The following is a 13571-nucleotide window of genomic DNA, read 5'->3' on the forward strand; positions in this document are numbered from 1 at the left end:
TGATCTGCGGAATTTACCATAGCCACATTGTCGACAATCAGGAAAATGATCACTTGTTGCCGCCACCGTGGTTACCCCGATGCGCCCAACGCGTCGTGCGTTTTTCGATGATCGCAAACAACTCGTACATCGCCATCGCCATGGCGCCGATGACGACCAGGCCGGCAAAGGCCAGCGGCATCTTCATGGACGAGCCGGCGGACACCAGCAGGTAGCCGATGCCTTCGTTGGAGGCGTTCATCTCCGACACGGTGGAACCGACGAAAGCCAGCGTGATGGCAACCTTCAGCGAGGCGAAGAAATACGGCAGCGAGCGCGGCATGCCGACCTTGAGCAGGATGTCCATGCGTTTGGCGCCGAGCACGCGCAGCACGTCTTCCAGCTCCGGTTCCAGCGTGGCCAGGCCGGTGGCGATGTTGACCATGATCGGGAAGAAGGAAATCAGGAAGGCCGTCAGGATCGCCGGCCCGGCGCCGATGCCGAACCACACCACCAGCACCGGCACGAAGGCGGCCTTGGGCAGCGCGTTGAACGCCGTCATCAGCGGGTAGGCGGCGGCGTACAGCAGCGGCGACGAGCCGATCAGGAAGCCCAGCGACACGCCCACCGCCACCGCGATGGCGAAGCCCACCATGGTGACCCAGAAGGTGCTGATGGCGTGATGCGCAATCGGGCCGGCGAATTCAATCATGGCCTCGATGATCGCCATCGGGCTCGGGAAGATGAATTCGGAGACTTCCAGCACGCTGCAGAGGAACTGCCAGATCACCAGGATCGCCAGCAGCAGTATCCAGGGCGCCAGCGTGCGCGCGGCTTTGTTCAATGAAGAAGGTTTTTTCATGTGCGCCTCGGCTCAAGTATTTCTGACGCGGCCGATATGCTCGCGCAACTCGTGCACCAGGGCGTTGAAGGGATCGGTGTAAGTGAGTTCAAGTTCGCGCGGACGCGGCAGCGGATTTTCCTTGCGCGCCACGATGCGGCCGGGCCGCTTGCTCATCACATAAATGGTGTCGGCGAGGAAGGCGGCTTCGCGCAGATCGTGCGTGACCAGGATCACGTTGAATTTGCGTTCGGTCCACAGGTCGCGCAGCACGCACCACAGTTCTTCGCGCGTGAAGGCGTCGAGCGCGCCGAACGGTTCGTCCAGCAACAGCATCTTCGGCTCATGGATCAGCGCGCGGCAGATCGAGGCGCGCTGCTGCATGCCACCCGACAGCTCCCACGGAAACTTGTCGGCGTATCCGTCGAGGCCGACGGTTTTCAACAGCTTGAGCGCGCGTTCCGTGTACTGCGCCTTGTTCTTCTTGAAGTCGTTGCGGTACGGCTCGACGATCTCCAGCGGCAGCAGGACGTTGTCGAGCGTGGTCCGCCACGGCAGCAAGGTCGGCGCCTGGAAGGCCATGCCGACGAACTTCAGCGGACCGGTGACCTCGGCGCCGGCGATGGCGACGCTGCCGCGGGTCGGGCGCTTGAGGCCGGTCGCCAGTTTCATGAAGGTCGATTTGCCGCAGCCGGACGGGCCGACGATGGCGATGAACTCGCCCTGCCTGGTTTGCAGGGAGATGTCTTCCACCGCGAACTCGTCGGAACCGTCGTAGGACAGAAAGACGCGACGAAAATCAACGAAGGTATCGTTCACGATTGTTTCGATGGCTTCAGCTTGCAACATCATTTCCCGAAAACGTTGAGCGCTTCTTTGGACGGCAGGTAAGCGGCGGTCCAGATCTTCTCCGCATTGACGCGCGTCTTGGTGCCGTAGGCATCCGACACTTGCGACGCCATCAGCGTCAGGCGCGGCAGGAACACCTGGCCGTAGCCTTCCGCCTTGGCATGCGGCGTGGCGATGGCGCTGGAGATGGCCAGCTTGAGGCGGCGCAGTTCCAGCTTCTCGTCGATCAGGCCGTCGCGTTCCTTGAGCACCTTGATGGCGGCTTCGGGATTGGCCAGCACGTCTTTGGTCGCCTTGGCGAAGGCGCGCAGGAAGCCCTTGAGCGCCTCCGGATTGGTCTTCATCAGGCTCTCGTTGGCGATGATGGCGTTGCCGTAGAGCTTCACGCCGTAGTCCGGGTACATCATGATGTTGATGTCGGCGTCCTTGATGCCGCGCGCATTCAAGTTCAGCAGCGAGGTGAAATAGAAGCCGGTGATGGCGTCGACGTCGCCGCGCGCCAGCATGGTTTCACGCAGCGGCGGATCCATGCTGATCCAGTTGGCTTTGGACGCGTCCAGGCCGTTGGCCTTGGCGAAGATCGGGTAGCCGCGGCGGCCGGCGTCGAACACCGGCGACCCCAGCTTCTTGCCGACCAGGTCGGCCGGCGTCTTGATGCCGGTTTTCTTGAGCGAGAAGATGGCCGCCGGCGTGTCGTTGTAGACCATCATCACGGCCATCGGCTTGCCCGGCGAGCTCGGATTGTTGGCGGTGAATTCCATCAGCGCGGCCATGTCGGCAAAACCCATGTCGTAGGTGCCGGAAGCCACGCGATTGACCGCATTGCCCGAGCCGCTGCCGGCGTCGATGACGACGTCCAGTTTCTCCTGCGCAAAATAACCCTTGGATTTCGCCACCAGGAACAGCGCGGACGGACCTTCAAAGCGCCAGTCGAGCTGGAACTTGATTTTGGTCTCTTGCGCGAAGGCAGATGCGCAGGCGGCGCCGAGCAGCAAGGCGGCGGTGTACTTGAAGAGTTTCTTTGCGTGCATGGTTGGCTTCCTTTTTTAATTCATTGATCCGTGTTCGACCGGCCTGGCGCCGTCCCTGATGCTGTCGCCAATGCGGCCGTATTTTGTGAACCGGTTCTTGCAAACAACGTGTTGTGAAAAGCATTTACTGTGCCAAGAACGCGTGACGTGTCCTGGCTGCCGGTTGGAGGCGGTTTTGCCGGGGCGGCTGGGCAGGGGAGAAAAAGCGTCGTCGTTGTCGACTTTTTGGGAGGCTCTGTTTTGTCGACAATATAAAAAATATTTTGCAACAATTTGGTGCTTTGATGCACCCGTCTAGCAGCGATTGCACTAAAAACAGTATTCTTACTCGCTTGTAAGCCTTGCAAAGACTGGATCAGGTGCTGATTGCCGTTAAGTACCCTCGTTCTATATCCTGTCGACAATTTATTTGCACAGGCCCTTGTTTCGTCGGTGAAATGCCCCTTCCCATGTGCGGCTTTCCTCTCCTGCCGCACGACGCCGATGCAGGCGTGCGGCCTTGTCATTCGGTACGACGCTTTCTGTTTTTAATCGCCCCTCTGTTTGTCGACACTTTTTACGAGGCATGCTTTTTTGCTGGCACGGCGTTTGCATTAACGAACCCGGCGGATTGAGCTTCGGCGAATGCCGGCAGCAACATGACCGACCTTGTTTGAATGGGTGAGCAAATGAAGGAGCACATGGCGCGTGACTGAACAAACCGGGCAAACGATAAAACGCATGCTCGATGAAGCAAGTCATCACGCGCTGTGCGCATGGGATCCGGATTTTATTTTTCATGAATTGTAAAAGGGAGAAACGTATGAAGAAAAGTGCAATGGGGATGTGCTTGACTACTGCAGCGCTGGCGGTGTCGGCCATGGGCAGCATGTCGGCCAATGCTGCGGATTGGGCGGATAATTCGGTTGGGATTCGCTACGGCACCAAGTTTGCCGAGCCGTTCAACTCGCAGGATATTTCCAAGAAGATCGTCAATTTCACGCATGCCAGCGGTTATAAATACGGCACCAACTACCTGAACATCGACCTCCTGAATTCCGATAGCAAGGACAATGAAGCGCAAGAAGCGTACATCGTCTATCGCCACACGCTGGATATCGGCAAGATCAGCGGCAAGGACCTGTCCTTCGGCCCGGCACGCGGCCTTGGTTTTACGCTGGGCTTCGATTGGAACACCAAGAACGATCCAGGCTACAGCTCGCGCAAGCGCATGTATGTCGCCGGTCCGACGCTGATGATGGATGTACCCGGCTTCTTGAACATCAGCCTGCTGGCCCTGTGGGAAAGCAACCAGCCGCTGAATAACGGCGTACGTCTGTCCAGCCGTTATTCCTACGACACGCACCCGATGTTGAATGCAGCCTGGGGCATCCCATTCGGCACCAGCGGCTTCGCGTTCGAAGGCTATGTGAACTACATCGCCGCCAAGGGCAAGAACGAATTCGGCGGCGGCACCGCGCCTGAACTGAACTTCGACGGCCAGATCATGTACGACGTCGGCATGCCGCTGGGCATGGGCAAGAATACCTTCCGCGTCGGTCTGGAATATCAATACTGGCGCAACAAGTTCGGCAACCCAAGCACTGTTCCCGGCTCGTTGGCCAAGACGCCTATGCTGCGCGCCGAATACCATTTCTAAACGGTTGAACGCATCTCACGATGATTGATGAGATGAGTTCGAAATGCCGGGTCTTCGGACCCGGCATTTTTTATTGGGCGAATGGATTGATAATGGACGTCTTCGCCATGCCATTGGCACAAGTCCTGCTCATGGCTATTGGCGGTAAGCCGGTCAGGTTTTGTCAACAAAGCGGATCGGCGTTTGTGATGAATTGGTGCCGGGGCTGCACTAATTTTGACGCGCTGCACTAAAACAGGTTTTGTGCGGAGCCTGCGCAGAATGGGGTTATGCGGGTAGTAAAAATTGTCGACAATGATTGTCTGAAATCGGTGTCGGCAAACAAACGATATAAATCATTTTCAACGAATTGACGAACTGAAAAGCGGGGCACAATGGAAGCATACATCTTCGACTGGCTCAACCTCTTGCTGCGCTGGCTGCACGTCATCACGGCGATTGCCTGGATAGGTTCGTCGTTTTACTTCGTCTGGCTCGACAACAGCCTGACCCGGCCGGAGGATCCCGGGCTGCTGGAGAAAGGTGTCGGCGGCGAGCTGTGGGCGGTGCATGGCGGCGGCTTCTACAACCCGCAAAAATACCTGCTGGCGCCGAAGACCTTGCCGCAAAACCTGCACTGGTTCTTCTGGGAGTCCTATAGCACCTGGCTGTCGGGCTTCGCGTTGTTCTCGGTGCTGTACCTGTTCAATGCCGGCACCTTCCTGGTCGACAAGCACGTGCTCGACATGACGGCGACCACGGCGGTGTTTGCCGCGCTGGGATATCTGGTGGCGGGCTGGGTGGTGTACGACGCCATTTGCCGTGTGTTTGGCGACAAGCCGGGCGGCGATCGCGTGGTCGGCGTGCTGGTGACGATCTATGTCGTGGCGGCGGTGTGGGTGGCTTGCCACGTGTTTTCCGGCCGTGCGGCTTTCCTGATGACGGGCGCGTCGCTGGCGACGGTGATGAGCGCCAACGTGCTGTTCTGGATCATTCCGGGCCAGCGCAAGATGGTGGCGGCGATGCGCGCCGGCCAGAGTCCCGACCCCATCCACGGCAAGCGCGGCAAGCAACGCAGCGTGCACAACACCTACTTCACGCTGCCGGTGATCTTCGCCATGCTGTCGAACCATTACAGCATGACCTACAGCGCCGCCAACAACTGGCTGGTGCTGCTGCTGATCATGCTGGCGGGCGTGCTGATCCGGCAGTTCTTCGTGCTCAAGCACAAAGACGTTTTCAAGTGGCGGTATCCGGTGGCAGCGGTCGTGATCCTGGCCGGCGTGGCGGCATGGATCGTGCCGAAGTCGGCGTTGCAGCCTGCACCTGTTGCCGGGGCGCCGGCCGTTTCGTTTGCACGGGTGCAGCAGGTCATCGAGACGCGCTGCATTCAATGCCATGCCGCCAAACCGACGCTCATGCCGGTGCCGGGCAAGGGCATCCTGCTCGACAGCAAGGACGGCATTCTGCAGCACGCCCAGCAGATTTATCAGCAGGCCGTGGTGCAAAAGGCCATGCCGCTGGGGAACATGACCAACATCACCGACGATGAGCGCGCTCTGCTCGGGACATGGTTTGAAGCAGGGGCCAAGGCAGAATAGGACGATTCAGGCGGAAATGAAAAAAGGCTGAACATTGCGTTCAGCCTTTTTTATCGCGCGTCGCTCAAGTTATTTCGCAACGTAGGGATGTTGCGCGCGCCAGTGATCGGCGATGTCGATGCGGCGGCAGATCCAGACGCGCTCATGCGACTGCACATAGTCGAGGAAGCGTTGCAGCGCGGCGAAGCGGCCCGGCCGGCCGAGCAGGCGGCAATGCATGCCGACGGACAGCATCTTGGGCGTTTCTTCGCCTTCCGCGTACAGCACGTCGAAGCTGTCCTTGAGGTATTGGAAAAACTGCTCGCCGGTGTTGAAGCCCTGCGGCGTGGCGAAGCGCATGTCGTTGCTGTCGAGCGTATACGGCACTATAAGGTGAGGTTGCTCGCTGCCGTCGGCCAGCGCGACCCGGGTCCAGAACGGCAGGTCGTCGCCGTAGTAGTCGGAGTCGTAGGTAAAGCCGCCGTGTTCGACCACCAGCCGGCGCGTGTTGGGCGAGTCGCGGCCGGTGTACCAGCCTTGCGGATGGACGCCGGTCAGCGCGCGGAAAATCTCGACGGCGGCGCGCATGTGTTCGCGCTCGGTCTCGATGTCCATGTTCTGATAGTGAATCCAGCGCAGGCCGTGGCAGGCGATCTCGTGGCCCAGTTCGACAAAGGCCTGGGTGACCTCGGGATGACGTTGCAGCGCCATGGCGATGCCGAACACCGTCAGCGGCAACCGGCGTTTTTCGAACTCGCGCAGGATGCGCCAGACGCCCACGCGCGAGCCGTATTCGTAGATCGATTCCATCGACAGGTGGCGCGCCGGATAGGCGGCCGCGCCGATGATTTCGGAGAGAAATTGCTCCGACGCCGGGTCGCCGTGCAGCACCGAATTTTCGCCGCCTTCTTCATAGTTCAGGACGAACTGCACGGCGATCCTGGCCCGGCCCGGCCAGTTGGCGTGAGGAGCGTTGCGACCGTAGCCGATCAGGTCGCGCGGGTAATTGTCTGCTGGTCGCATGTATTGCATGTGTTCTTTTGTAATGATGATGACCGTGTTCGCCGATGCTTCACGGCTCCATATTGCGGTTCGGAAGCCGTATTGTCGCTCAGGCGCCCTTTCCCAGCACCGAGCGCAAATCGAAGTGATCGTCGTCGCTGGGACGGACGCGGTCTTCGCATAAGTGCAAATGGTGTGCCATGTGTTGTTGCGCCAGCGCGATGTCGCCGCTTTCCAGCGCCGCCAGCACGGTGTCGTGTTCGTCGAAGGAGCAGGCATTGTGTCCCGGCGCTTCGGTCTTGGCGATCATCAGCGTGGTGCGCGAGACCAGTTTGCGCAGCGTGTCGACCAGCAGGGCGTTGCCGGTCAGTTCCGCCAGCGCCAGGTGGAACTGGGCCGACAGCCGGATCCAGCGCGGACGGTCGCCGGTCAGGTAGGACTGGCGCTCTTCCTCGACCATCTTGCGCATGCCGGCGATCTGGCGCGTGCTGGCTTCGCGCCCGACCTTGTCGAGCACCGCGTATTCGATGATGTTGCGCAGCTCGAACATGTCCTTTACCTCGGTGTTCGACGGGCTGGCGATGAAGGCGCCGCGGTTGGCTTCCAGATCGACCATGCCTTCCGTGGCCAGGCGCGACAGCACTTTGCGCACCGTGTGGCGGGCGGTATCGTAAATCTGGCACAAGACCTGCTCAGTGAGCTTGGTGCGCGGCGGCAGGCGATGTTCCATGATGGCGTCGTAGATGTCCTGGTAAATACGTTCTTCCACTGCCGGCGATTGTTCGCGGGCGGCGGTTTGCGAGGCCAGGAAGGAGCGGGATGTCTTGGTTGATTTGGTCATGGCTGTTTAAGAATGACATCAATGAAAGAAGATGGCGCTGCCACCGGATCCAGAGCAGGAGTCGTACCGGTGCGCAGAATTGTCAACAATGGATAAATTGATCGGCAACAATTTGGTGAGTGCTTGCACCAGAATTGACGATTGCAGCCCTTGGCTGCACCACGACGCAATGTGGTGAGGAAATCTGGTTGCGGCGCAATCGACAGCAATAAGCCGCGTGGCGACAATCTTCAGCGCGTATTGACGCTGCAGAGACTGGCAATTTTTATTGTCGACAATTGTTTGCTGGTTTTTCATCAGAAATTGCTTATGCGTTTTGACGATTCTTTTTTATCTTATGCAAGAACCGTACTTGCTGCGAATTTCTTGTTTTCAGTGTGCTGACGATTGCCGTCAAAGGTCTCTGCCGCTGACGACTCAAGTCTTTTACAATGATCCACTGCCCGGCACGATCACCGCATTTTTACCGTTTATTTACAGGCTCCCTTATGTCGTCATCTTTCGCATCCCTGCATTCCCTGGTTACTTCCTTTCTTGACAAAGAACACGATGCCCAGACGCGGTTTCTGCAGGAACTGGTGCGCGTGCCGTCGGACAATCCCGCCGGCGATTGCGCCGCCCATGGCGCGCGTGCCAAACAATTGCTCGAAGAACTGGGCTTTGACGTTGAGGCCCATGCCGTGCCAGACGCCCTGGTCAAAGCCAACGGCATGATCTCGGCGACCAACCTGATCGTGCGCAAGCGTTTCGGCGGCGGCGGACCGACCATCGCCATGAACGCGCACGGCGACGTCGTGCCGCCGGGCCTGGGCTGGAGCAAGGATCCCTACGGCGGCGAGATCGTGCAGGACGCCGAACACGGTCCGGTCATGTACGGCCGCGGCGTGGCGGTGTCGAAGTCGGATTTCGCCACCTACACCTGGGCGCTGCTGGCGCTGATCGCAGCGGAGAAACAAGGCGTCGCGCTCAACGGTGCGATCGAATTGCAATTCACCTACGACGAAGAAGCCGGCGGCGACATCGGCCCGAAGTGGATACTGGAACAAGGCCTGAGCAAACCGGATTACGCGGTCTCGGCCGGTTTCGCCTACGGCATTACCTCCGCGCACAACGGTTGCCTGCATCTGGAAGTCACGGTCAAGGGCAAACAGGCGCATGCCGCCATGCCGCACACCGGCATCGATGCGATCGAAGCCGCCACCGGCATCTTGCAAGCCTTGTATGCCTACCGCGCAGAGTTGGCGAAGAAGAAGTCCCGGGTGACCGGCATCAATCACGCGACCCTGAACGTCGGCCTGATCAAGGGCGGCATCAACACCAACGTGGTCCCCGACCTGGCAGTGTTCCGCCTGGATCGCCGCATGATTCCGGAAGAGGCGGGCTTCGACGCCGAGGGCGATCTGCGCCGCGTGATCGATGCCGCCGCCGCACACTATCCCGGCATTGAAGTCGGCGTGCAGCGCACCCTGCTGGCGGAGCCGCTGGCCGCGTTGCCGGGCGTGGAAAAGCTGATAGGCGCGTTTCGGCGCAATGCCGAAGCCGTGCTGGGCGAGCCGGTTGCCGCGCATGGCGTGCCTTTGTACACCGATGCGCGCCATTACACCAAGCAAGGCATCCCGACGATCCTGTATGGCGCCGGACCGCGCACGCTGATGGAGGCGCGCGGCCACAACTCGGATGAAAACCTGCGTCTGGACGACCTGCTGAAGGCGACCAAGGTGGTGACGCTGGCGCTGGGTGAATTGCTGCAGTAACTCCTGACTGTCGTCCTGACTTTCGTCAGGACGACAGTGGTACTGGGATTTAGTGCGCGGCGGCGTACTGATCGAGTTCCGTGCCCAGGCGGGCTTTTTCAGCGGCCGGGATGAAGCTGGCCTCGATGCCGTTGCGCGCCAGTTGCAGCAACTCTTCGCGCGTGAGCGCCAGCGCCGAGGCGATCGCCAGATAGTTGGCGTTCATGTAGCCGCCGAAATAGGCCGGATCGTCCGAGTTCACCGTCACCGCCAGACCGGCGCGCAGCATGCGGGCGATATTGTGATCGGCCATGTCGTCGACGACGCAGAGCTTGAGGTTGGACAGCGGGCACACGGTCAGCGGCATTTTTTCGCGGATCAGGCGTTGCATCAGCGCCGGATCCTCTTCGCTGCGCACGCCATGGTCGATGCGCTCGACCTTGAGCACGTCGAGCGCGCTGACGACATATTCCGGCGGACCTTCTTCGCCGGCATGGGCGACCAGATGGAAGCCGAGCTCCTTGCAGCGCGCGAACACGCGGGCGAATTTCTCCGGCGGGTTGCCGCGCTCGGACGAGTCCAGGCCGATGCCGTTCCACAGGTCCTGGTACTGGTCGCGCAGGGGCAGGGCGGCGTCCAGCGTGACGAAGGCGTCTTCTTCCGACAGATGGCGCAGGAAGGACATGATCATGGCGCTGGAGAAGCCGTGGCGGTCGCGTGCTTCGCGCAGGGCGCGGGCGATGCCGGCAAACACGACGTCGATGGCGATGCCGCGTTCGGTGTGCGTCTGCGGATCGAAAAAGATCTCGGCGTGACGCACGTTGTCGGCGCGCGCGCGCTCGATGTAGGCCATGGTCATGTCATAGAAGTCCTGTTCGGTGCGCAGTACGTTGGCGCCGGCGTAATACAGGTCGAGGAAGGATTGCAGGTCGGTGAAGGCGTAGGCCGCGCGCAGCGCTTCGACCGAGGCGTAGGGCAGCTCGACTTTGTTGCGTTGCGCCAGGGCGAACAGCAATTCCGGTTCCAGCGTACCCTCGATATGCAGGTGCAGCTCGGTTTTGGGCAGTGCTTCGATGAAGGCGCGCAGGTCTGCGGGCAGGGTTGGGGGGGCGGAGGAAATCATGGCTGGCCTTTGTATGGAACTGAAACGAATGAACTAAGCGATGGCGTATTTTCTCAGAAAACCCGGGGCCGGCTGAAAAATTGAAAACTAAACCGGCCGCCTGCTGACTAAGCCTGCAGGCGATGCCGAAATAAAGACGTAAAGATTTTGTGAAATCCATCGTATCGCCGGATTTGCATGCTTTAATGCTGTGCCGTCAATGGGACCAAGTGCGGGATCAGAATGAAAAAGATAATTGCAACGACGATGACATGCAGCATGCTGGCGGGAGCGGGAATGACGCTCTCGGGCTGCTCGTTGATGTTCTGGAAGAAAAAGGAAGATCCGACGCTGGTGCCTTTCTCGACGATTTCGAGCGGCGCCTACCAGAGCTTCGTCAAGAATTGGGACGATAAGGATCAGCCGGTGCTGTGCGCCCTGATCCGCTCCTCGGGCGAATGGAACTACTGGTTCCAGCCGGCCGCGACGATGCGCCATAAAAACGCGCTGGCGCCGTCGTCCGAGTATTTCGAAACTCGCCAGTTGATGCTGGCCACGCGCGTCGTCCAGGCGCCCGACAGCAGCGAGCGCGGCCAGATTTTCACCGCCGACAAGGTGACAATGAGGGGCGGCGTGCTGAAGCTGGAATACCGCTTCGTCCAGCCGGCCTCCGGCGCGACCTATCAGATCAAGGATTTCCTGCTGGTGGAGATTCCCAAGGATCGTTACACCACCGGACCGGTGCAGTTCGTCGAGAATGGCCGCACGGTGTGCGAGATTTCGCGCTGATCATTGATTGATTCCGGGGTCGTCAACAAAAAAGCCTGAGTGACAAACACTCAGGCTTTTTTGTTTTCAACGACCGCATTGACGTGTAACGAGTACTCACTGCGTCATGCCGAGAAATTGCTGCAACTCCGGCGTTTTCGGATTGGCGAACAATTCTTCCGGCGGGCCGATTTCGTGGACCTTCCCCTGGTGCATGAAGACCACGCGGTCGCACACTTCGCGGGCGAAACGCATTTCGTGCGTGACCATCAGCAGGGTCATGCCGTCGTCGGCCAGGCTGCGCACTACCGCCAGCACTTCATTGACCAGCTCCGGATCGAGCGCCGAGGTGATTTCGTCGCACAGCAAGGCTTGCGGCTGCATGCTCAGCGCGCGCGCAATCGCCACGCGCTGTTGCTGGCCACCCGACAACTGCTCGGGGAAGGCGTCGAATTTCATGCCCAGGCCGACGCGTTCCAGATTCTTCCGGGCCAGCTCGCGCGCTTCCGCTTCCGGCATGCCCTTGACGATCATCGGCGAGATCATCACGTTGCGGCCCACGCTCAGGTGCGGGAACAGGTTGAACTGCTGGAAGATCATGCCGACCTTCAGGCGCAGCGTCTTGAGCTCCAGTTCGCTTTGCCCGAGATAGGCGCCGGCGACGCTGATGGAGCCTTCGTCGATGGTTTCCAGACCGTTGATACAGCGCAGCAGGGTGCTCTTGCCGGAACCGCTCTTGCCGATGATGGCGATCACTTCCCCGGCATCGACCGACAGGCGAATGCCCTTGAGCACTTCGTTGTCGCCGTAGCGTTTTTTGACATCCTCAATGGCGATGAGCGGCATTGAATTTCCTTTCCAAAAATTGGCTGTACTTCGACAGCGGCCAGCACAGGGCAAAGTAAAAAAGTCCGACGACGGCAAACACGGTGAACGGCATGAACGTGGCGTTGGTGATCACGGTGCCGGCCTTCGACAGTTCGACGAAGCCGATGATCGAGGTCACCGCCGTGCCCTTGATGATCTGCACGCCGAAGCCGACGGTGGGCGGAATCGCGATGCGCAGCGCCTGCGGCAGGATGATGTGGCGCATCTGCTGCATGTGGCCCATGGCCAGCACCGAAGAAGCTTCCCACTGGCCGCGCGGAATCGCTTCCACGCAGCCGCGCCAGATTTCCGCGAGGAAGGACGCGCTCCACAAGGTCAGCGCCAGGCCGGCGGCGAGCCAGGCCGGCACTTCCATGCCGAACAGGGCCAGCCCGAAAAAGATCAGGAACAGCTGCATCAGCAGCGGCGTGCCCTGGAATATCTCGATGTAGAGCTGGGCCGCGCGGCGCAGGAAGGGACGCTTGGAGATGCGCATGAACAGGACGATCATGCCCACCGCGCTGCCCAGCAGGAAGGTCGCCAGCGATAGCAGCACGGTCCAGCGCCCTGCCAGCAGCAGGTTGCGGACGATGTCCCACAAGGAAAAGGAAATCATGAAGCCCTCCGCGCAAAGATGAACTTGTCGCCGATCAGGCGCAGGAACTGGCGCAGCAGGATCGCCATCAGCAGATACACCGCCGTCGCCACGAGGTAGGCTTCAAAGGCGCGGAAGTTGCGGCCCTGGATGAAGTTGGCGGCGAAGGACAACTCTTCCACGGCGATTTGCGAGCACACCGCCGAGCCCAGCATCACGATCACGATCTGGCTCGACAGCGCCGGCCAGATTTTTTGCAGCGCCGGGCGCAGGATGATGTGGCGAAACGCCTGGATGCGCGACATCGACAGGCTCAGCGCGGCTTCCATCTGCCCGCGTGAAATGGCATTGACGCCGGCGCGGATGATTTCGGTGCTGTAGGCGCCGAGGTTGATCACCATGGTCAGAATCGCGGCCTGCATCTCGCTGATCTGTATTCCCAGGCTGGGCAAGCCGAAAAAGATGAAAAACAGCTGCACCAGAAAGGGCGTGTTGCGTATGAGCTCGACGTAGGCGCTCACGATGGGCTTGAGCCATCGCGGTCCCTGCGTGCGCGCCCACGCTCCGAAGATGCCGACGGCAATGCCGATGACGCCGCCGACGGCGATCAGCTCGATCGTCGTCAGCACGCCCTTGACCAGCACGTCGGTATAGTCGAAGGTCGACAGGAAATCAAAGTGATAGGCCATGTGGTTTCATTTTCTGAAAATGGTGGTCAGCGTTGAATCACTTGGAATAAAAGGCCACCGGGTCCCGACGTTCGCC

General features: G+C 60.0%; 14 protein-coding genes. 4 read left to right on the forward strand and 10 right to left on the reverse strand.

Annotated features, from left to right (window positions below):
• Positions 1-49: 49 nt before the first annotated feature.
• From PMI16_RS11015 to PMI16_RS11025, 3 genes are read right to left on the reverse strand one after another with little or no spacing between them, the layout of a single operon-like run.
• A complete protein-coding gene (locus tag PMI16_RS11015) occupies positions 50-841 on the reverse strand; it encodes an ABC transporter permease (protein ID WP_007879459.1) in 792 nt (263 codons plus the stop codon).
• A gap of 12 nt (positions 842-853) precedes the next feature.
• The gene (locus tag PMI16_RS11020) at positions 854-1639 is read right to left on the reverse strand and encodes an ABC transporter ATP-binding protein (RefSeq protein ID WP_034380092.1); all 786 of its coding nucleotides are present in this window, start codon (positions 1637-1639) and stop codon (positions 854-856) included.
• A 29-nt stretch (positions 1640-1668) separates the two neighbouring features.
• On the reverse strand, positions 1669-2700 hold the full coding sequence (locus PMI16_RS11025) for an ABC transporter substrate-binding protein (RefSeq protein WP_007879465.1): 1032 nt from the start codon (positions 2698-2700) through the stop codon (positions 1669-1671).
• 802 nt (positions 2701-3502) lie between these two features.
• Between PMI16_RS11025 and PMI16_RS11030 the strand changes: the two genes are divergently transcribed.
• Both PMI16_RS11030 and PMI16_RS11040 read left to right on the forward strand, forming a co-directional pair.
• On the forward strand, positions 3503-4339 hold the full coding sequence (locus PMI16_RS11030; protein WP_007879467.1) for a hypothetical protein: 837 nt from the start codon (positions 3503-3505) through the stop codon (positions 4337-4339).
• 374 nt (positions 4340-4713) lie between these two features.
• Positions 4714-5919, forward strand: coding sequence for a urate hydroxylase PuuD (locus PMI16_RS11040; RefSeq protein ID WP_007879468.1), 1206 nt, complete (start codon positions 4714-4716; stop codon positions 5917-5919).
• Positions 5920-5988: 69 nt separating this feature from the next.
• Here the strand turns inward: PMI16_RS11040 and puuE are convergent, their stop codons facing one another.
• The 3 genes from puuE to PMI16_RS25875 all read right to left on the reverse strand — a co-directional run bounded on the left by puuE (position 5989) and on the right by PMI16_RS25875 (position 8038).
• Positions 5989-6930, reverse strand: coding sequence for an allantoinase PuuE (gene puuE / locus PMI16_RS11045; protein ID WP_007879470.1), 942 nt, complete (start codon positions 6928-6930; stop codon positions 5989-5991).
• 79 nt (positions 6931-7009) lie between these two features.
• The gene (locus PMI16_RS11050; protein WP_007879471.1) at positions 7010-7741 is read right to left on the reverse strand and encodes a GntR family transcriptional regulator; all 732 of its coding nucleotides are present in this window, start codon (positions 7739-7741) and stop codon (positions 7010-7012) included.
• 18 nt (positions 7742-7759) lie between these two features.
• The gene (locus PMI16_RS25875; RefSeq protein ID WP_157212605.1) at positions 7760-8038 is read right to left on the reverse strand and encodes a hypothetical protein; all 279 of its coding nucleotides are present in this window, start codon (positions 8036-8038) and stop codon (positions 7760-7762) included.
• Positions 8039-8229: 191 nt separating this feature from the next.
• On the opposite strand from PMI16_RS25875, the gene PMI16_RS11055 reads away from it, so the two are divergent.
• Complete coding sequence (locus PMI16_RS11055) at positions 8230-9495, forward strand: M20/M25/M40 family metallo-hydrolase (protein WP_007879473.1); 1266 nt, start codon at positions 8230-8232, stop codon at positions 9493-9495.
• A 49-nt stretch (positions 9496-9544) separates the two neighbouring features.
• On the opposite strand, the gene PMI16_RS11060 is transcribed toward PMI16_RS11055, so the two are convergent.
• Entirely contained in the window at positions 9545-10597 is a 1053-nt protein-coding gene (locus tag PMI16_RS11060; protein WP_007879475.1) for an adenosine deaminase, read from the reverse strand.
• Between the two features lie 222 nt (positions 10598-10819).
• Between PMI16_RS11060 and PMI16_RS11065 the strand changes: the two genes are divergently transcribed.
• Entirely contained in the window at positions 10820-11365 is a 546-nt protein-coding gene (locus PMI16_RS11065) for a hypothetical protein (protein WP_034380001.1), read from the forward strand.
• Positions 11366-11461: 96 nt separating this feature from the next.
• Here the strand turns inward: PMI16_RS11065 and PMI16_RS11070 are convergent, their stop codons facing one another.
• Genes PMI16_RS11070 through PMI16_RS11080 form a run of 3 tightly spaced genes read right to left on the reverse strand, consistent with a single transcriptional unit; the run spans position 11462 to position 13495 of the window.
• Positions 11462-12190, reverse strand: coding sequence for an amino acid ABC transporter ATP-binding protein (locus tag PMI16_RS11070; RefSeq protein ID WP_007879482.1), 729 nt, complete (start codon positions 12188-12190; stop codon positions 11462-11464).
• Positions 12171-12827, reverse strand: coding sequence for an amino acid ABC transporter permease (locus PMI16_RS11075; RefSeq protein ID WP_007879484.1), 657 nt, complete (start codon positions 12825-12827; stop codon positions 12171-12173). The genes PMI16_RS11070 and PMI16_RS11075 overlap by 20 nt, the downstream gene beginning before the upstream one ends.
• Positions 12824-13495, reverse strand: a complete 672-nt coding sequence (locus PMI16_RS11080) for an amino acid ABC transporter permease (protein ID WP_007879487.1) — start codon at positions 13493-13495, stop codon at positions 12824-12826. The genes PMI16_RS11075 and PMI16_RS11080 overlap by 4 nt, the downstream gene beginning before the upstream one ends.
• Between the last annotated feature and the right edge of the window lie 76 nt (positions 13496-13571).

The sequence above is a fragment of the Herbaspirillum sp. CF444 genome (genome assembly GCF_000282135.1).
GTDB lineage: Bacteria > Pseudomonadota > Gammaproteobacteria > Burkholderiales > Burkholderiaceae_D > Herbaspirillum.